Genomic DNA, 20,311 nt, shown 5'->3' on the forward strand with positions numbered 1-20,311 from the left:
AGCATAAATACGATATTTTGTATTGATTTTAAATGTATGCTCTATCGAATTTCTCACTTTATTACTGCAAGCCGCTAATGTAACAAAATTATGTGAAATTGATGTTAATTGAGTGGTTTTAGTGGTTAAGAGAGTATTGGTAACTTAAAGCGTTAAAACATAACTTTAACTGAGTTTAATCAACGCTTTAATCCGGAATAAACTTGTGTTTTGAGAGAATAGCGCGGCGTCAACCGAAGCTAACAGACCAAACTTAGACTAAAAAAGATAAGCACAGTCGTTGCCAATTAGATGCGATTATCACCCGTGCTAAATGCGATGATCTGACTGATTTCCGTTAAGCTTCGGCCACTCTCTTTTTGCAACTGAATAAAGGCTTTATTGGCTGCATCCAGAGACTTCTTAGTGTCTTTGCCACCTTCGATGATCTTGCAGTTACGCAGGTAAGCCTCTACATCGTTAGAGATAATAAATGTATCTGCACCCATCTGGCGTAAGGTATATGGTCCGGTATTTCCGCCCAAGCGTTTACCGTGTTTTTTTAAATAAGCCCACAGTTCCGTGATGTTTTCCTGGGGCCAATCCGCCACCATTTTGCCGAATGATCCGTATTCAATGCTCGCTTCATGAATCATGCGAGCGTTCGCGGGAATCGACATCACTTTCGTCAAGTGGCGAATAATGCGTTCGTCTGTCGCTTTTGTTTCCCACTGTTCATCGGAAAGCATAAGTAATGGCTCGATTTTGAAACCAAAAAAGACCTCTTCAAAGTTTGGCCATTTTTTACGCACCACACTCCATGAAATGCCACTTTGAAATACTTTCATTGAAAATGCAGCTAACCAACGGTCATCAGGAATAGCGGCTAACTCTGTTTTACTTAACGGATGAGTAAGCAGGGCTTCAAGTTGGTCTTTACCGCCTTTACGTTCGGCGGCGCGTTGGTAAATCGCGTCAAATTTTTCAATGGTCATAAAAGAAGTTAGCCTTAGTAGATGTCGATGTTTGCCAAACATACTACGCTTAAGTTGCTGAATCGTAAATTGATGGAGTGTCACAAATGAAGAAGGTCACATTAACGTTTGTTGGAGAAGGTTCGGAGCGCATCGCAGAGAAATTTTATACTTGGTTAGCTGATGGCGGATTAGAAGACAGTATCATCGAGACGTTATCGGATAGGGAAGTCTCGGTAGTCGGTATCAGTGATATGGATAATGAAACGCGCGATGTGGTGATTACGACCGAAATGAACTAACCCGCGGTTTGTTGAGAATTCAGATAAAACAAAGCCCTTCAACGAAGGGCTTTGTGCATTTTTTTAGCATTTCTATGGAGAAAAAGCCTAGTGATGAACCAGCGTTAAGCCGCTTGGGAGTGCATCACCGAAGACACGCTTCGATTCACTATCAGAAAGTTCTTTAACTTCTTCAACCAAAGAGACCCAAGACTCAGGCACTTTACTTTGTTTCAGCTTCGCCAGAACCAGCTCGCGATAGTCATCTGAGATGTCAAACAAGCGGTCTCCTGTTTTACGACAAATCATCACGGCGGCAAACGCGATCATTGGTTCTTTTTGCCAGTTTTGTTCTAACAGTTTTGGAAGCCACTGTTCTGCTTGCTCACGGGGAATAACACTGTGTTGGCTGCCGTACAGTGGAGTACGAGATGCAAGTCGGCCCATTGCCCACCAGTGTGCTTGTTGGAATTGATTATGGTTAATGGCTTTACTGAGGAACCACGTTGCCAAAAGCACTTTATCTTCGACTTCCAGATTTTCCAGCGACGCTGACAGTCGAACCATTGACTCGTAGCCCATGTCTTGCGCAGTTTTGGCGGATTGTGGATTCTTCATTGCTCCTGGATGCAAATATTTAGCAATGTCAGCCAAAATCGTTTCTTGTTGCTCCTGGTTTAAGCCACCAGCAATACGACGCCAGAATACCCACCAGTCTGTCCATCCTTGATGGTTTTTAAACTGAATGTTTTGTTGGTAAAGTCCCCAAATCTGTTCGATACGCCAAGAATCGGTTGGATCACCAAACCCCGGGCGCAATGCAAAGCCCGCAAGTCGAAGCCAGTTCTTTTCATGTTGCTCTGAACGACGGCGGCGTTTTCTGCCTTGAGCAAATGCATCGAATAGCTGACGAAGCGTTGTGAAGTCCCATTCATCACGCTTACCTAGTTTCTTCTCAAGATCTTTGGCTAAGGTTTTGATCTCTTTACTGTCGGCGCTTTTCTTATTACCGCTGTAAAGACGAGCCACCAGCTCCTTACACTCATTCAACTTTGGATGAAGTTGTACTTCTTCGTTGTCGTCCGCTTGTTTGTTACGTACTTCAAACTCTAGCGCCCAACGTTTAGTGTCGTCTTCTGCGCTGACACATTCCATTTTGAGTGTGCCCACTTCCGTTAACTGGCAAGCGAGTTGTACCTCGACACGCTCTTTTTGGTTTGCGTGCAGCTCAGCACCTTCGCCTTCTAATGTGGTGATGTATGGCGGAAGTGGAACAAATAAGTCAGGATCAACGTCAACCATCACACCATTTTGAATCGCAGTGTTGTTGCTCAGCGTATCGTGGGTGGAGGTAAGAAGATTAAATCGAACCGGCTCGCCAAGTGTGAGAGAGAATCGACGACCACTTAAGCGAATCTCATGGCCTTCTTCCGTCCCTTTTGCCAGTAAACAAAGCGCTTTGCCCATTTTGTTTTTTTCTTGCAGATGAAGGAAGTAAGAACGAGCAGCACCACCACCGATTTTTAGCTGTGCTCCACGACGCGCTTTACCAAAGGCAACGGCGCCAAGTGCGACAGACCAATCAGGATGCGGGTTATCCAAAACCGTGACGGGAGCGCCGCGCCAGTCTGAGAGTAGGGTAGTGACACGCTCAGTGACAAGGTCACTGTTAAACACACCACCATTGAGTAGTAAGCCGACTGGAATCGCGTTTTGTTTTTCGTCTTCTATGCCTAGTGCAGATCGCGACACTTGCTGATGCTGAGTTAGGAACTCGGCTACGTGTTTACTTACTGCAGGATCTGCGACGTAAGGCAGCCCAAACTCGACAACGGCACTGCGTCGTTTGTCGGGTACTTCATTAAATTCAGAAAGCGGGAAGAAGCCATCCAGGGCAATTTGGTGTACTTCTTGTTTACTCAGCGCGATGCTCTTGGTACCACCAAGTAGTTTTGAGCCGCTACCCAGCATGGTGATTTTCACTTCTTCAGGTGCGTTTGAAGAAAGCAGGTTCTCTTTCGCTTTTCGGGTTTGCTGAATCAGCTTAGTCAGGCTTGCTGCTGTCAGCTTTTTGTTTTGATTGAAACGGCTTTCTGCTAAGTGCGCCAATGCCAGGTCGAGGTTATCACCACCCAGCATAAGGTGTTCGCCAACGCCTATGCGGTCCAACCCTAACTCATCATTGTTAAACTTAGCTTCAATCAAGCTTAAGTCGGTCGTACCACCACCTACGTCGCAAACTAAGATAAGAGGTAGTTCTCTGAGTTCATCGGCCGCCGTTTTTTGGTGGCGAGCATACCAGTCGTAACATACCGCTTGCGGCTCTTCGAGCAGGACGATCTTCTTCAATCCGGCAAGCTCGGCTGCTTCAAGGGTGAGTTTACGTGCCGTTTCATCGAACGATGCAGGGACAGTAACCACGACGTCTTGGTCTTCCAGTTTGTTACTCGGATGACGATAGTTCCATGCCTGGCGGATATGGTTCAGGTAACTGGCGCTGGCAATAACCGGTGAGACTTTATCAACGTCTTGCGCGCCAGCCCAAGGAAGAATGTCTGAGCTACGGTCGACCGCTTGATGGGAGAGCCAACTTTTTGCGCTCGATACCTGACGTCCTTCGACTTTCGCGCCTAGTTCACGTGCCCATTCACCGACGATGACATTTTTAATGTCGCCAGAAACAGGCTGATTTTCCCAAGGCAGGGTTAAATCAGACGGGGAAACTTGTCCCTGAGCCGGGTGGTAACGGAAAGAGGGTAACAGCGGTTTACGAACCACTTCACCAGGACCAACTAACTGGTCGATATCAAATAGGGATACTTCGGATTGTTCAAGGTTGTCGGTGATTTCACAATAGGCGACCACAGTGTTTGTCGTGCCAAGGTCAATACCGACTAGAAAACGAGGAGATGCCATACAAACCTTCGTGTATTTAAAAAACGGCACCTGATTGGATGCCGTTTGATTTCTATTTATTCTTCTTCGTTTGAGTCACTTTTTGCGTCTTCACGCACATCGAACTCAACGTGCCATTTTTGACCGTTGTCGGCGGCAATTGCTTCCAGGTAAAGCGTACCAAGCTCAGTGACGCGAGATGCCAGAGTGACAGGAACCACTTCGCCTTCACGACGACCTTCGGATACTGGTAGAGTGACTTGAATTTCTGGTAACTCTTCAAGCTCTTCTGGTGCCCAGTGATCAAGATGAGTACCTGCCAGATCATCACGGCGTACTGTCGAACCGAAGAACTGGAAGTTTACTGGCTGGCCGATAATCAGACCAAACTCCTGGCTTGGTACGTCAACACTTGAGCCTTCTTCCATACCAAATGGTGCCACACATAGGGCTTCCATTGGAGGTGCCATACCCGGAATCGCTGGCATTGCACTTTCGATACCTACGTAGTAAGCCGAAGCGATACCACCGCGAATACGGACGCCCTGACCACGACGAACTGAGCCGTAGTAAGCCGCGCCGCTTGCTACCGCAAGATCGAGATCAACACCAGTCAGACGTTTTGCCATTTCGGTATCTGCTTCAAGCAACCATTCGTTAATGGTGTCTTCTAAGCGAGAGGCCAGTAGCGTTGACTTCAGCACACCGCCGTTAAACAGAATCGCGGTTGGTTTGATGAAATCTGCTGATTGAGCGGCATCAGCGCCCGGCATGCCCGGCATATTCGCAAATGGATTGTAGTCTTGCTCTGGAGCCGATTCTGCGCCACTTTGTGCGTTTGCTTGCTTAGACAAGAATGCCGCAATGTGACGCGTGATACCTGCGTCCTGAGCGTAAGGAAGACCCATTTGCGTTAGTGCACCACGGTTACGTTGAACAGGGTGATCAGTAATCGCAACTTGTGGGAAGAAACCATCAACCAGCGTTTGCTGTACTTCTTCCTGCGTCAGTTCGGTCTTAAGCGTTGCGCCAAGCAGTTTAGAACCACGGCTAGGAACAACGATTGGCACAGATTGCAGCTCGCTGTCGTTCAGAAGCGCTTCTTTTGCATCACGGCAAGCGTGTGTCATTGCCTGAACTTGCCACGGTTGTAGATCTTTGCCTTCTTGCGCAAGCTTCATTTTTAAGCGGTACGCAAGGGCAAGGTCCATGTTGTCACCGCCAAGCAGGATGTGCTCACCGACGGCAATACGGCTAAGTGACAGGTTACCGTCATCTTCAGTTACTTCCACCAAAGAAAGGTCGGTTGTACCACCACCGATATCAACGACCAGAACGATGTCGCCCACTTCAACTTCGTCACGCCATTTGTCGTTACTGTTGTCGATCCAGTTGTAAAGCGCAGCCTGAGGCTCTTCTAGTAGTGTCAGATGCACAAAACCAACGTTGCGCGCCGCTTCTGCCGTCAGGTCACGTGCCGCTGGGTCGAACGATGCAGGAACAGTAATCGTCACCTCTTGATCAGCGAGCTTATGATTAGGATGAGTGTGGTTCCAGGCGTCTTTAAGGTGCTCAAGGTACAACTCGGTTGCACGAAGAGGGGATACTTTTTCGACTTCTTCAGGGCTACCAGCTGGCAGGAATGCATCACGACGGTTTACGCCGCCATGACAAAGCCACGATTTAGCACTGGCAATCAAGCGAATTGGCGTTTTTGAACCTAAGTTACGAGCAATCGCACCAACCAGTGCTTTAGGCTCACTAGACCACGGCAGTACGCGTGATTGCGGATTCATTTCGTGTTCGTGAGGTTGGTACAGGAACGAGCCAAGTTGGCTGCGAGTTTCTACTGTTCCAGGTGCCGTTAATTGCGGGATTGGCATGACTTCTACACGAGCATCTTCATCGTGAGTATCGACAAAAGACATCACACAGTGTGTTGTACCCAAGTCAATACCAACGCTGAACTGAGGAGACTGCTGTTCAGCCATCTCTTGGATGTTTTCTTCTTGAGAAGTGTTATCTTGGTTCATGTGTTCCATTACAACTCAACCTCAGCTGGTGCGATCACAGATGCATCGTAATTATCAGCCAGTTTAGGCAGGTTCATTGATGTTGCCTTCCAGCCCTTGTGAACCAGTGTTCCGTGGAATGGTGCACTGCCTGTTACATTGCCAGTTAGGCGAATTTCTTGTGGGTTAAAGTTTTCTTCAACTGTGATGCGGGTTTCTTCATCTTCATTGCGTACGTGAGCAAGTGTCACGTAATCACTTAATACTTTTTGTCCACCAGTGTGGATTACACGAGCGGCCGCGCCAACTTCTTCATCTGAGAATGACGTTAAGTCTTCTTGTAGGAAGTCAATTAGGCGAGCTTCTTGCTGCATAATAGAAAGCAGTTGCATTGCCGAGTCAGTAGAAGCGGTTGCCAGTTTTGATTCAACCTCAACCACTTTTTCTACCACTTTCTCAACTTCAACCACTTTTTCAACTTCAACGATTTTCTCGACAGGTTTTTCAACCTCGACGATTTTCTCAACCGGCTTTTCTACTACTTTCTCAATCACTTTCGATTTACGTGATACAGCAACCAGTAAAAGCAATACGCTCGAAGCAGCAAGACCAGCGTGAAGCATATCGAACGTTTGAGGAATTAGGTTCAAATCAATGTTCATGACGTTTTTTCTCTTTCTATTGATTCATTGGTGCATAGGCTCAATGTGTTTATTAAAATGATCGTCTTTGCGATCTTGCACCAAGTTTAGACACTAAAATGATGTCGGATGTTAGCATATTCAAGGCTTAACGCTGTAATAATTCGTAAATTTAGCGCACGATTAGCGCGAAAAACCAACGATTGGAACACGCTTTAAAGGCCATGGGCTGCCAGACGTACGATATTTCCGCGATTAATGACACCTTGTCTCCTTTTTCATCGACGTTATATATCGTGTTTGTACACCAGTATAAGAATCCAAATTGGTCGTATCACTTTATAAAATAGCGTTAAACCAGTGCAATCGGTGATTAAATCGGCAAGCGCATTCGAGTTTTACCTGGCGTTGAGGTAGAATCTCTCGCTTTAAAATCTACGTTAGGAATCAAGACAAACTATGAACCATAACCGTATCGTCTGCTTCGATTTAGAAATGTGTTGCTGGAACGAAAATGGCGTCGGCCGTACTGGCGAGATCATCGAAGTCGGGTTGGCTGAAATAGATTTGTCTAAAGGTGAGATCGTTAAACGTGCTCAATACTACGTTAAGCCTGAGCATGATGAAGTCTCACTGTTTTGTGCCGAGTTAACGGGGATTACACCGCGTAAAATTGAAAAACAAGGTCGACCACTTGAAGAAGTGTTGAAGTCTATGGTTAAGAACTTCGGCGGGCGCAACAAAATTTACGCTTCTTGGGGACGAGATGACACGATTTTACTTGAAGAGTGTAAACAAAAAGGAATTGAAGCGCCCTTTAACGAGTTTATTAACCTGGCAACGCTTTATCGTATTCAAAACCGGCTTAAAGATAAGCGTATTGGCCACAGAGCCGCGCAAGAAGCGAAAGGGATTGACTGGGAAGGCCGTCAACACTCTGGTTACGTTGATGCTTATAATTTAGCCAAACTTGCCCTGGTTATGCTGTAAGAGTTAATCTGGGCTCTGTAATGATTGTTTAATCCAACCGTTGTTTTTCTGTCACGTAGTGACATTAAATTAGGTTCTGTCAAGCAGATTGATATCTTAACTCGTATTTATAACAACACGTTGGCTTCAACTTAAAAACGCGCTTTGATAGCGCGTTTTTTATTGCACGTTTAAAATTTTCGTAACGTAATTACTGAGATTGAAGCTTCGCTCTGATGAAATCGTGGTGGTCGACATACAGCAGTTCTGCAGTTTTACGAATCACAGCGTCTTCTAAAGGATCTATCTCACCATCGGCGTAGGCCACCTCCCACATACTTTTTATCAAGTCGTAGCGCGTTTCCTGCGTTAACTCCCGTAACTGGGAAGTGAAATCATACAAAGAAGTCGCATCCTTTGTTTTTTGTGCGGCTTGTTCCAGTAAATGTGTGGCTTCTTCTGAGCTCAATTCAAGTAACTTCATGAGTAGAGAGTGTTTCGTCTCTTGCTCTTTTTCATCCACTTGATGGTCAGCGCCAGACACTTCACAAAGTAAGCATGCAATCGCCATGTTGGGAGACACGGTATGAGTCTGTGCCAGATCCTCGCCATCGAGAAGCTGTTTAAATAGAGATGTGAGAGAATTGAACATAGTAAACACCAAACTGATAATTATCTTTTAAACATGGTTATATGTGACTTAAATCTCAAGGGGTGAAACCTGAAATTACGAATTCTTTACATTTAGAATACGACGCTATCAATCAAGGTGATCAATTTTCTATTCTCGTCGGTGGAAAATGAATTTCTTCATTATCACTCGTCAATATACTGATTTGGTTAGGCTTACCGTCATCATCGAGATGTAATTCTCCGATCGCACTGTGGTTAACCAAACGATAAAAGTTATGACTACTTGGCGCACGCTTATAAATTTTGAGTCGCTTACGCTTAGTGAACCAGTTTAGTGGCGAGCGAGGGCTGTATAGCATTCTGTCCAGCGCATCACAGATAGTGAGTAGTCTTGTCGGAAATTGATTTTTAATGCCGCTACAGGTGATTTGATAAATATTCGGGCTGCTTTTTCGAAAGCGTAATTTGATGTCGTAAGCAAAAGAGTAATGGACATCCCCCGACAAAATCACAAAGTTAGTCGGTGTTTTAGTATGAGTGAAAATACTGACGAGCGTGTTCGCACTGCCCGGGTGTGCCATCCAGTTTTCGGCATCGACTAATAATGGCTTACCAAACATGGTAAACACGCGTTGCAGCGATTCTATAAATTTCACACCGAACATCGGCGCTGCAGAAACGATGATCACTTTATCTTCGTGGACTAATTCTTGATGAAATTCGATTAAGGCTTCCCAATCCATTAAGCCAGACGGCTTGTTCATTTTAGATTCTGACCGCCAGCGACGAGTTCGGGTATCCAGAACCACGACTTTGGGGGAGGTCGGAATGGTGTAATGCCAGTTCTCGAAGCGATAGAGATACTGAATCAGGTCATCTTGAGCTTCGGTAGTGCGTTGCTCAAGAAAGTCTTTTATGTGAGCCATAAAAGCATCATCGAACTTTTCCGGTGCGTTTCCCCAGCCCTGACAAAACCAATAGGCGATCAGGCTATTTCCGATTATTCGTTTTGCAAAAAGGTTGGTGTATGCCGCTTGTTCCCAGCCAATGGTTAAGTTCCAGTCGTCCGTCACATCGTGATCATCAAAAATCATGTAAGTCGGAAGGTGTGCAAGAAGGCGTTGTACGCGTTCTAATCCGCTGACAAACTTATCTATTTGCGTTTTTTCCTCACGCCACTTTTGTTGCCAGTTGGGGGCGAGTGTGTTGCCTCCGACAAGGAATTGATTCTCCAGTAATCGGTCACGCTTGATGAGATGCCAAAGCGTCGGCGACCAAACCAAGAGGTACATGGCAAAACATTCTGCAAAACTGATCAGGTGATTTTCACACTCTTTAGAGCTGAAAATAGGGGTGCCACGGCGAGGAAAAAACTGACTGAGCAGGCTACCGTCATCAACGTAATGTGGCAGCAACTGGTCGCGGCCATAAAAACACGCAGGGTGTTGATAAAGCGCTGTGGTGTCGGTAATCGATGCTTGTTGAAACTGCTCATCAGGCAAGCCCAGTAACTCGATTACTTGTTCAATCGCATCTAACGTTGGCCCGGCTACATGGTCAACATAAACTTGATCGCCGCTCATGATAAGCATGTCCGGACGAGATTCTGCGCTTTGCTGAGCCACTTTTTCATCTGCTGCAAGTAAAGCATCGTCACTAAAATGCTGTGGGTTACGGCAAGAACCATGAAGGACATAATCGGCTTTTTCACTGATTAAAAATTCAATACCCTTATGCATATGGTTATCGTGCTCATAACACAAGTGAGGCAGCAGCTCTGTTAGCAGACCGTCTTGCGTGTGGAGCTGATATCGAAGTGGCTGATGAGTAGGAAAATCGGCTTTTAATGATAGTAAACAAACCCAAGCTTGCTCACCAACCTGAAGTTGAGTGAGCTTCTCAAAGTCCTCAGAGTGATACGAAGTCGCAGAGTTTGCATCGTTGACTTCGATGAACCCTTCTAATGGCTTGGTTGTGACCAGCCAAATATTCACTTCTGATGCGGTCACTTTGCGCAGAATAGGGCCCGCAATGATAAGAGGAAGGTGAGGATGTTGGATTTTGTCTAATGATGCAGCCAAACTGGTTCCTTATTTGTCTGATTCTTCTAATATTTCTACCACTTGAGCGCTACTCAATTCGTGACCAGCAAGAAACAAACCTAGCATCGCTTCTGTCTTCGAATCGTTATCGCTGTCTTCGTCCAGAACCTGTCGTAATCGAGTACGAATTAAGTCAATTTCATGGTCAACGAAACCCCGACCTTCTTCTTCCTGGCATTCTTCAGGCGCATTGTCGAAGCTCAAAAATAACAGTTTGCCGTCGAGTTTTGTTTCCACCAATCTTTCCGGTAGCCACTCTTCTCCCATCACAATATCTGGGTCAGTGTTGGTCGGCAAATTATTAAGGATGGAAATGAGTTCTGATACTTTCACTTTTTATTCGTTATCGTTAGGGCTAGCGACATAACTGGTACAACTCGTTAGGTAATTTCATTCTATTTCAACGAGATTCAATGCCAATTTATCAAAGCATAAGATTTATTCTGTCACGTATATGACAACATTCCACATTGTAACGGCCCATTTAGAAAGAACATAAGCGTAAAGTTTCAATTAACGAATGATTGCTTTTTTATCGACCAATTTTATAGAAAACACGTGAAATGGCTTCGGTATGCCTCACTTCTGGCATTTATGTTTGGGGCTTGAACGTCTTTCCATTTTAGAACGAGATCAAAAGGTCGGATTTGTCACCACGTAAAATATCACCCATTCTCAGTGAGATGAAAACTAATACACTATTATCCCAGCTGAAATTTGTTTATCGCGCAAAGGTTAAAGCCATTTGTAATGCATCTGAAGAGTGTGATGGCTTGAGTACCATGAGCATCGATTCTTCATTTAACATTCAGATTGAGGGAACAAACTGCACTAATGATGAGTTCGCCAAGCGATTCTTTGTGGTTAACGGAGAAGGGCATATGGAAGGCGACGGATGGTTAGTGCTTTACGTTGACTCAATAGAAGTGAGTGTGGGTGAAGAAATAGCGATACCCAGTGATGTCGCGTTCAATGCAATGATAGAGAATAGGGTGCAGGAAGCCGAGGAAGTGTTAGAACGACTGTATGAGAATGCCATGGAAAAAATAGAAAAAGGGACGGTTCATCATCATACAGAAGACTCGTAAACCAGAATCGGCGTATTCCCGTTGTTTAGTTAGATGTGGAAGCTTAGTTAGATGTGAAAACCGTTTAGCTGTGACAGTCTCGAAATGAAAAAGGGACGGCAATGAGCCATCCCTTAAGTACCTATTTGCTTTTAGTGACGCTTACGCCAAAGTTGCTAACTGACTTTGCGCTTCAGTGATGCCTTTTGCTGCCGCATCTTCACCCATGTTTAGCGCTTCTGCGTAAACAAATTCCACATCGGCGATACCAACAAAACCAAGTACCGTGCTTAGGTAAGGTGTGATGTTGTCTGTCGGAGCGTCTTTATGAATACCGCCACGAGTCGTTACAACAATCGCTTTTTTGTTTTCAAACAGACCTTGAACGCCATTTTCTGTGTATTTAAATGTCACACCTGCACGAGCAATCAAGTCAATCCAGTTTTTAAGCTGAGTTGGAATCGTGAAGTTGTACATTGGCGCTGCAATGACTAGCGTATCTGCTGCCTTCACTTCTTCAATAAGCGCGTCTGACAAGTCAACAACTTGCTGCTGCTCTTGAGAAAGGTCACCTGCCGAGCGTAGTGCTGTCGCTACCGTCAGATCAAGCACTGGCAGTGGGTTCGCCGCTAAATCACGAACCGTTAGTTTGTCTTGAGCTACGTTTTTGATGAACTCTTCAACCAACTTGTTTGATTGTGAGTGGTCGCCAAGGATGCTTGATTTTAGAGCTAGTACACGAGACATAATGGTTATTCCTTAAATAAGTGCTTTCGACTATGTGATGCATTATAAGCAATGGGCTGAGGTTCTAAACCCGACTTGTTTGCTTAAGTTGTTCGAAAAAATTGAATGAGCTTTCAGTTGTCTTGTCTTAGCCCTGTTGTGATACAATTCGCGCAGTTTTATGTAATGAAAAGAATAGGAAACGCTTTGACTTCGTCACAGCCTACAAAGAAAACCTCCGCTGAAGCGCAATCTGCGCCAGAAAATGGAGCAAAGAAAGTTCAAGCGCCTCATGCTCAAGTGAACAATGCCGCTTCGCTACGCAAAGCACTCAATCAGTGCATGATGCGCGACCGTTTTCGCTTAAGTAAACGTATATCTGGCGCAAGTAAAATTAAGAAAGATGCATCGCGTAATGTCGTGTTTGATGAAATCGCGTTAGACATTGCTAAATCGATGATGGAAGTCGAGCAACGCGGCAATTATCAGCCAAAAATCGAATATCCAGCCATCCTGCCTGTTAGTCAAAAGAAAGACGACATTGCAAAGGCGATTGATGAAAACCAAGTGGTCATTATTGCGGGTGAAACGGGCTCAGGTAAAACCACCCAGATACCAAAAATCTGTGCAGAGCTTGGCCGTGGTCAATTTGGCCTGATTGGCCATACTCAGCCTCGTCGTCTTGCTGCACGTTCTGTAGCAAACCGCATCGCGGAAGAAATGGAAACCAAGCTCGGTGAATTTGTTGGTTATAAAGTTCGATTTAACGATCAAATCTCAGAGAACACCCAGATCAAATTGATGACCGACGGCATTTTGCTGGCTGAGATTCAGCATGACCGTTTCTTGAATCAATACGACACTATCATTATCGATGAAGCGCACGAGCGTAGCCTGAACATCGATTTTATTTTGGGCTACCTAAAAGAACTTCTGCCACGTCGTCCAGATTTAAAAGTCATCATTACGTCGGCAACCATCGATCCGGAACGTTTTTCCAAGCACTTCAACGATGCCCCAATTATTGAGGTGTCTGGTCGAACTTACCCAGTAGAAACGCGTTACCGTCCGTTAAGCGGCGATGAGGATAACGATCGTGATCAGCTAGAAGGTATCTTCGAAGCCGTCGATGAGCTGTGTGACGAAGGTTTGGGCGATATTCTGATCTTCATGAACGGTGAACGTGAAATTCGTGACACTGCGGATGCACTTTCCAAACGTAATCTTAAGAGTACAGAAATTGTACCTTTGTATGCGCGTTTGTCGGCTGGTGAACAGAACAAGATATTCCAACCACACGCTGGGCGCCGTATTGTATTGGCCACCAACGTCGCAGAAACATCATTAACTGTACCGGGTATCAAATATGTAATTGACCCAGGTACCGCGCGTATCAGTCGATACAGTTACCGAACTAAAGTACAGCGTCTTCCGATTGAGCCTGTTTCTCAGGCAAGTGCGAACCAGCGTAAAGGTCGTTGTGGTCGTGTGGAAGAGGGTATCTGTATTCGCCTCTACTCAGAGGAAGATTTCGAGTCTCGTCCTGAGTTTACCGATCCAGAAATTTTGCGTACTAACCTTGCGTCGGTAATCCTGCAGATGACGGCACTTGGCTTGGGCGATATTCAAGCGTTCCCATTTGTTGAAGCGCCAGACAAACGCAACATTCAAGATGGTGTGCGCCTGTTAGAAGAGTTGGGGGCGATTAATTCAGATGCGAAAGATCCAAAGAAACGCCTTACACCAACAGGTCGCCAACTGGCACGATTACCAATCGATCCTCGTTTAGCGCGCATGGTGTTAGAAGCGCCAAAGTATGGCGCTCTAAAAGAAGTGATGGTTATTGCGGCGGCTTTGTCTATTCAAGATCCACGTGAACGACCTTCGGACAAAAAGCAATCTTCAGATGATAAGCACCGTCGCTTTTTCCATGAAGAGTCAGACTTCCTGACGTTTGTAAATCTTTGGGATTACATTCAGAAGCAGCAAAAAGCGCTGACGGGTAATCAGTTCCGTAAACAGTGTAAGCAAGATTACTTGAACTACTTACGTGTTCGTGAGTGGCAAGACGTTTATTTCCAAATCCACCAATCCATGCGTGAAATGGAATTTAAGCTCAATGACGAGCCTGCTTCATATCATGGAGTGCACAGCGCAATTCTGGTTGGCTTGTTATCTCACATCGGTATGAAAGATCAGGAGAAGAGTGAATATCAAGGGGCGCGCAATGCCCGTTTCCATATCTTCCCAGCGTCTGGCTTGTTTAAGAAGCAGCCTAAATGGATCATGTCAGCAGAGTTGGTAGAAACCTCAAAACTTTGGGGTCGAATTATTGCAAAAATTCAGCCTGAATGGATTGAGCCATTAGCCAAGCACTTAATCAAACGCAGTTACAGCGAACCGCACTGGTCGAAGAAACGCGCTGCGGTAATGGCGTACGAAAAAGTCATGCTGTATGGAGTGCCAATCGTCCCTAAACGTCTGGTGAATTATGGGAACATCGATGCATCTATCAGTCGTGAAATCTTCATACGCAGTGCCTTGGTTGAAGGTGAGTGGGAAACCAAACACGCGTTCTTCAAGCAAAACCGCAAACTATTGCAAGAAGTCGAAGAGCTGGAACATAAATCTCGTCGCCGCGATATTTTGGTCGATGACGAAGAGCTATTTGATTTCTACGACCAACGCGTCGGTACCGAAGTAGTTTCTGGTAAACACTTTGATTCATGGTGGAAAAAAGCGTCGAAAGAAAACAAGGAACTGCTCAACTTTGAAAAAGAGATGCTTTTTAAGGGCGATGCGAGCCATGTTACCGACTTAGACTACCCGAACTTCTGGCACCAAAATGGTTTAAAACTCAAGCTTAGCTACCAGTTTGAACCGGGCGATGATAGTGACGGCGTAACGGTTCATCTGCCGCTACCAATCCTTAACCAGGTGGAACAAGCTGGCTTTGACTGGCAGATCCCTGGTTTGCGCCATGAGCTGGTTGTTAGCCTGATTAAGTCATTGCCGAAAACTATCCGTAAAAACTTTGTGCCAGCGCCAAATTACGCTGACGCTTTCTTAGCTCGCTCTACGCCAATGGAAGCACCACTTCTTGACTCACTTGAGAAAGAGTTACGCCGCATGACGGGCGTAGAAGTACTGCGTGAAGACTGGAATCTGGATCAGGTACCGGAACACTTGAAAGTGACATTCCGCGCCGTCGATCATCGCAATCGTAAGCTTAAGGAAAACAAAGACCTGCATGAGCTGAAAGAAAGCCTCAAAGATAAAGTTCAGGAAACGCTTTCAAAAGTTGCTGACGATGATATCGAGCAGCAGGGCTTGCATACGTGGAGCTTTGGCGAATTGCCAAAAGTGTATCAACAAAAACGTGGCGGTTATGACGTGAAAGCGTACCCAGCTCTTGTTGACACCAAAGATAGCGTTGAAATCAAACTGTACGAGACAGAATACGAGCAAATCTCGGCGATGCGTGCTGGTCAGCGTCGTCTAATTCTATTAAACGTTCCGTCGCCAATTAAATACTTGCACGCCAATCTGCCGAATAAGTCGAAACTGGGCTTGTACTTTAACCCGTACGGCAAAGTACTGGATCTGATTGATGACTGCATTGCTTGTGGCGTCGATAAGCTTATCGAAGAGCAGGGTGGTTTAGTTTGGGAACCAGAGCAGTTTGAAGCGTTGAAAGAACACGTTCGCGCTGAACTCGGTGATACCGTGGTTGAAATTGCAAAGCAAGTAGAGACCATTTTGACGACCGCCTTTAACATCAATAAGAAGTTGAAAGGTAAGATCGACTTTACCATGGCGTTTGCTCTTTCAGACATCAAAGCTCAAGTTGAAGGATTAATCTTCAAAGGATTTGCTACTGAGTGTGGCTGGAAACGTCTACCAGACATTCTCCGTTACATGCGTGCAATTGAACGCCGCATGGAGAAGTTGCCGATCGATCCGAATAAAGACCGCTTACACATGCTGAAAATTGAATCGGTGACGAATGACTATAAAGAGTTACTGAACAAGATTCCTAAAGGCATGGTCATTCCAGAAAACGTAAAAGAAGTACGTTGGATGTTAGAAGAGCTGAGAGTGAGTTATTTTGCTCAGCAATTAGGCACACCGTATCCGGTTTCTGATAAACGAGTCAAAAACGCAATTGATGCGTGTTAGTCGTACCGTACAATCGTAACCGAGATTTATATCAACGTGCGTGCGGTTACTGGTACGGTAATTGCTAGTAATTGATAAATGTGTTGTTTTTAGTTCTAGGGAGGCAATGGTTTGCCTCCCTTGTATTTGCAGTGTCTACGTCAGATTAAGAAGACGTAGGAATGAAAAGAGTAAAAGGTAAATGATGAAAAAAACTCTATTAGCAGTGGCACTACTTGGCGCATCTTCTGCGGCAATGGCAGATTCTTGGATCTACGGTGGCGCATCAGTAGGTCAATCTGACTACAAAGGTGAAACTGATACGTCATACTCTGTACACGTAGGTACCGGTATTCTTCCAATTATCGGTATTGAAGCTGGTGTGACTCAGCACGGTGAATTTAACGTTGACGGTCGCGATACAAAACTTACCTCTTACTACGCAGCGCTAAAGCCAAGCATCGATTTCGGCCCACTGCACATTTACGCTAAAGGTGGTATCCACCAGTGGGATAAAGAAGTAAAAGGCGGTAGCGATGATGATGACTTGGATCTAATGTACGGTGTTGGTGCTGAGTACTTCATCTTTGGTCCACTGTCTGTAGGTGCAAGCTACATGAACTACACGGCAGATAAAGATGATGTCGGTACGTTCTCTGTGAATGCGTCACTGCATTTCCTATAATTTTCGAACCTATCGATAGTTAAAAAACACCGGCTAATGCCGGTGTTTTTGTTTCAGCTCTTTAGCTTAAGTGGACTCTCAGCCTGAATTGATGTCACACTACAACGAATTGAATATCAATTATTCATTTTTTGATCTTAATTTCCTCACACTTTCCAATATATAGTGATCACTCTGCAATGAGCTAGGGGCGTGATGTCACGCAGAATTACAAAGGATGGTATAACTATGAAAACAAAACTCTCGTTATTGGCTTTGGCGTTGTGTTCAACGTCTGCGTTTGCTGATTCATGGCTTTATGCTGGTGGTCAAGTAGGTCAATCTGATATTGAAGGCGAAAGTGATACAACTTACGGTGTGCACGTTGGTACGGGAATTCTGCCGTTAATCGGTATTGAAGCTGGCTACTTTAACCATGGTAAAGTCGACCTTTCTGTGGATGGCACGAACGGAGATGGTGATTTCTCTTCTCTCTATTTAGCGGTTAAGCCAAGCATTGATTTGGGGCCTTTCCATATCTACGCCAAGGGCGGCATCAATGCTTTTAATGTCGACTATAAAGGCTCACTGAGTTCTATCGATAAAGATGATGGCGTTTCTTATATGTATGGCGTAGGGGCAGAGTACTTTTTGTTAGACAACATGTCCATTGGCGCGAGCTATCAGGCTTTTGGTGTCGATATCGATGGCGACAGTGATTCAGTTAGTAGCTTTACCGGCAACGTTACTTTCCACTTCTTATAAACATTTCACCCAAGCAAATTCACTTCTTAGTTTTTGCGACAGCCATAAACATAAAGTGGTCACATCCGATTCAGGGAGGGCCACTTTTTTGTATCGCGCCTACCCACAATATGAGAGCTATAGTTATTAAAGCAAGAGATAATCATTAGACATCATAGTGTTTATTTTACTGTCATTGAAAACAATTCGTCTTTTAAATGCAATAAAAGCATCACTTTTGCATAAATTTGTGACTAATGTTAATATACGCCGCGATTAAAAACTTTAGAGCTCAAATTATTGGAGGGCGGTATTGGAGTTCTTCTCTGTTGAGGAGCGTTTCAAATTAACGTTAAATTTGTATTTATGGATAAAGCTTCATTTAAAAAATATAGTATCGAGACTACAGATTATCAGGTAGGACAAGATAACGTACAGAGGTGGGGGTTCGATGTTCACAACCCTGTATTCGGAATCAGCGCCGGTCTTATCGTGTTGTGTCTTGTTTCACTTCTTTTAGTTGACCCAAATACCGCTCGTGACGCTTTAAACGGTGTCAAAAATGGAATCATCGAGCAATTTGATGCATTTTTCATGTGGTCAGCCAACTTCTTCGTACTATTCGCCGTTGTCTTGTTGTTGTCTCCTCTAGGTAAAATTCGTTTAGGCGGTAAAGACGCAACTCCAGATCACTCAAGAGCATCTTGGTTGTCCATGCTATTTGCTGCAGGTATGGGTATTGGACTTCTGTTCTGGAGTGTTGCAGAGCCAACCGCGTACTTCACTGACTGGTGGGGAATGCCGTTAAACGCCGAACCATACTCTGAAGAAGCGAAATCGTTAGCAATGGCTGCGACCATGTTTCACTGGGGTGTACATGGTTGGGGTATCTACGCGCTTGTTGCACTTGCGCTTGCTTTCTTTGCTTTTAACAAAGGTCTGCCGCTGTCGCTACGTTCTGCTTTTTACCCAATTTTTGGTGACCGTGCATGGGGTTGGTTAGGGCATGTTATTGACATCCTAGCAGTACTTTCTACTCTGTTTGGTCTGGCGACGTCATTAGGTTTGGGAGCACAGCAAGCGACGAGCGGTATCAACCATGTGTTTGGTTTTGACGGTGGCATCGGTACACAAATGATTGTGATCGCTTTTGTTACTTTTATTGCAGTACTCTCTGTGATTCGTGGTATCGATGGTGGTGTTAAGGTGCTAAGTAATGTCAATATGGTGGTTGCTTTTGCACTGCTTGTTTTCATTATTTTCATCAGCTTTGATACGGTATTTACGTCTATTTTTGATACGACCAAAGCGTATATCGAATACATTATTCCTCTGAGTAACCCCCACGGCCGTGAGGATGAAACGTGGATGCAAGGTTGGACAGTATTCTACTGGGCTTGGTGGGTTTCTTGGTCACCATTTGTCGGTATGTTTATTGCCCGAGTATCCAAAGGCCGTACGGTACGAGAGTTTATTTGTGCGGTTATCATCGTGCCGACTGTGGTAACTCTCATCTGGATGGCGATCTTTGGTGGTATTGCACTTGATCAGGTAGTTAATAAAGTTGGTGAACTGGGTACGAACGGTCTGACCGATATTTCTCTGACGTTATTCCATGTCTATGACCAACTGCCATACAGCTCAGTGATCTCGATTCTGTCTATCGGGCTGATTCTGGTCTTCTTTGTAACGTCATCGGATTCAGGCTCTCTGGTTATCGATAGTATTACCGCCGGTGGTAAAATTGATGCGCCAGTACCTCAGCGAATTTTCTGGGCATGTATTGAGGGTTCGATTGCAGCGGTCATGCTTTGGGTCGGTGGTAAAGAAGCCTTACAAGCACTGCAGTCAGGCGTTGTAGCAACTGGATTGCCGTTTACATTAGTTCTTCTGGTCATGTGTGTCAGCCTGGTTAAAGGTTTAAGAACTGAGCTATCTGCGTACAAATAGTCAAACTAACACAAGTAAATGCCGAGTTTTATAAGCTCGGCATTTTTATTTGTTCTTCCCTTTTTAATAAATTCCTTTAGAGTTTGAGCGTAACCAACTTCAAATTTGTCAAATCATGTCTATCAATAAGCTTATTCTAATTCGTGGTCTTCCTGGGTCTGGTAAAACAACGCTGGCTAAGCAGTTGGCGAGTGATCTCGATGCGAAACATTTTGAAGCCGACATGTACTTTGAAACTAAAAGTGGGGAATATCACTTCAATCCGCAACAACTTCCTCAAGCGCATGAATGGTGCTTCCGGCAAGCTCGAAAATGGTTAAACCAAGGGAAAACCGTCATCGTAAGCAATACCTTTGTTCGCCATTGGGAGATGGATCGCTACCTCGAATTGTGCAAAAAGAAGGGGGTTGAGGTTGAAATAAGAGTTTGTGATGGTGAATATCAGAGCATTCACAATGTACCACTCGCAACTATAGAGAAGATGCGTCACCAGTGGCAGGATTAAGCACAAGCAAC

Annotated in this window: 16 protein-coding genes; 8 read left to right on the forward strand and 8 right to left on the reverse strand. The window is 44.9% G+C overall.

Translation table 11 applies throughout. The features are described from left to right. Positions 1-287: 287 nt before the first annotated feature. Positions 288-974 carry a DNA-3-methyladenine glycosylase I gene (locus OO774_RS08135; protein ID WP_264901425.1) on the reverse strand — a complete coding sequence of 229 codons (687 nt, stop codon included), beginning with the start codon at positions 972-974 and terminating at the stop codon, positions 288-290. A gap of 86 nt (positions 975-1,060) precedes the next feature. On the opposite strand from OO774_RS08135, the gene OO774_RS08140 reads away from it, so the two are divergent. Continuing rightward, entirely contained in the window at positions 1,061-1,255 is a 195-nt protein-coding gene (locus OO774_RS08140; RefSeq protein ID WP_237316658.1) for a hypothetical protein, read from the forward strand. 87 nt (positions 1,256-1,342) lie between these two features. On the opposite strand, the gene OO774_RS08145 is transcribed toward OO774_RS08140, so the two are convergent. The 3 genes from OO774_RS08145 to OO774_RS08155 are packed head-to-tail and all read right to left on the reverse strand — an operon-like array spanning position 1,343 to position 6,803. Continuing rightward, a complete protein-coding gene (locus OO774_RS08145) occupies positions 1,343-4,150 on the reverse strand; it encodes an Hsp70 family protein (RefSeq protein ID WP_264901428.1) in 2,808 nt (935 codons plus the stop codon). Positions 4,151-4,206: 56 nt separating this feature from the next. Next, the gene (locus OO774_RS08150; RefSeq protein ID WP_264901430.1) at positions 4,207-6,171 is read right to left on the reverse strand and encodes an Hsp70 family protein; all 1,965 of its coding nucleotides are present in this window, start codon (positions 6,169-6,171) and stop codon (positions 4,207-4,209) included. Beyond that, entirely contained in the window at positions 6,171-6,803 is a 633-nt protein-coding gene (locus OO774_RS08155) for a DUF2760 domain-containing protein (RefSeq protein ID WP_264901432.1), read from the reverse strand. Before OO774_RS08155 ends, OO774_RS08150 begins: the two co-directional genes overlap by 1 nt. A 438-nt stretch (positions 6,804-7,241) precedes the next feature. On the opposite strand from OO774_RS08155, the gene OO774_RS08160 reads away from it, so the two are divergent. After that, positions 7,242-7,772, forward strand: coding sequence for a 3'-5' exonuclease (locus OO774_RS08160; protein WP_264901434.1), 531 nt, complete (start codon positions 7,242-7,244; stop codon positions 7,770-7,772). 190 nt (positions 7,773-7,962) lie between these two features. Here OO774_RS08160 and OO774_RS08165 read toward each other — a convergent pair whose 3' ends face one another. The 3 genes from OO774_RS08165 to OO774_RS08175 all read right to left on the reverse strand — a co-directional run bounded on the left by OO774_RS08165 (position 7,963) and on the right by OO774_RS08175 (position 10,819). Then, on the reverse strand, positions 7,963-8,403 hold the full coding sequence (locus tag OO774_RS08165) for a TerB family tellurite resistance protein (RefSeq protein WP_264901436.1): 441 nt from the start codon (positions 8,401-8,403) through the stop codon (positions 7,963-7,965). A 121-nt stretch (positions 8,404-8,524) separates the two neighbouring features. Continuing rightward, a complete protein-coding gene (locus OO774_RS08170) occupies positions 8,525-10,465 on the reverse strand; it encodes an alkaline phosphatase D family protein (RefSeq protein ID WP_264901438.1) in 1,941 nt (646 codons plus the stop codon). A gap of 9 nt (positions 10,466-10,474) precedes the next feature. Further along, on the reverse strand, positions 10,475-10,819 hold the full coding sequence (locus tag OO774_RS08175) for a hypothetical protein (protein WP_264901440.1): 345 nt from the start codon (positions 10,817-10,819) through the stop codon (positions 10,475-10,477). A 350-nt stretch (positions 10,820-11,169) separates the two neighbouring features. Between OO774_RS08175 and OO774_RS08180 the strand changes: the two genes are divergently transcribed. After that, on the forward strand, positions 11,170-11,574 hold the full coding sequence (locus OO774_RS08180; protein ID WP_264901442.1) for a hypothetical protein: 405 nt from the start codon (positions 11,170-11,172) through the stop codon (positions 11,572-11,574). Positions 11,575-11,715: 141 nt separating this feature from the next. On the opposite strand, the gene OO774_RS08185 is transcribed toward OO774_RS08180, so the two are convergent. Further along, positions 11,716-12,300 carry an FMN-dependent NADH-azoreductase gene (locus OO774_RS08185; protein WP_264901444.1) on the reverse strand — a complete coding sequence of 195 codons (585 nt, stop codon included), beginning with the start codon at positions 12,298-12,300 and terminating at the stop codon, positions 11,716-11,718. Positions 12,301-12,486: 186 nt separating this feature from the next. On the opposite strand from OO774_RS08185, the gene hrpA reads away from it, so the two are divergent. From hrpA to OO774_RS08210, 5 genes are all read left to right on the forward strand, one after another. Continuing rightward, positions 12,487-16,458, forward strand: coding sequence for an ATP-dependent RNA helicase HrpA (hrpA, locus tag OO774_RS08190; RefSeq protein ID WP_264901446.1), 3,972 nt, complete (start codon positions 12,487-12,489; stop codon positions 16,456-16,458). A 184-nt stretch (positions 16,459-16,642) separates the two neighbouring features. Then, positions 16,643-17,122 (forward strand): porin family protein, encoded by a 480-nt coding sequence (locus OO774_RS08195; protein WP_264906088.1) that lies wholly within the window; start codon positions 16,643-16,645, stop codon positions 17,120-17,122. 228 nt (positions 17,123-17,350) lie between these two features. Beyond that, the gene (locus OO774_RS08200; RefSeq protein ID WP_264901448.1) at positions 17,351-17,866 is read left to right on the forward strand and encodes an outer membrane beta-barrel protein; all 516 of its coding nucleotides are present in this window, start codon (positions 17,351-17,353) and stop codon (positions 17,864-17,866) included. 345 nt (positions 17,867-18,211) lie between these two features. After that, positions 18,212-19,795 (forward strand): BCCT family transporter, encoded by a 1,584-nt coding sequence (locus OO774_RS08205; RefSeq protein ID WP_264901450.1) that lies wholly within the window; start codon positions 18,212-18,214, stop codon positions 19,793-19,795. 115 nt (positions 19,796-19,910) lie between these two features. Further along, positions 19,911-20,300 (forward strand): ATP-binding protein, encoded by a 390-nt coding sequence (locus OO774_RS08210; RefSeq protein WP_264901451.1) that lies wholly within the window; start codon positions 19,911-19,913, stop codon positions 20,298-20,300. The last annotated feature ends 11 nt before the right edge of the window (positions 20,301-20,311 follow it).

The organism is Vibrio sp. STUT-A11 (assembly GCF_026000435.1).
Classification (GTDB): domain Bacteria; phylum Pseudomonadota; class Gammaproteobacteria; order Enterobacterales; family Vibrionaceae; genus Vibrio.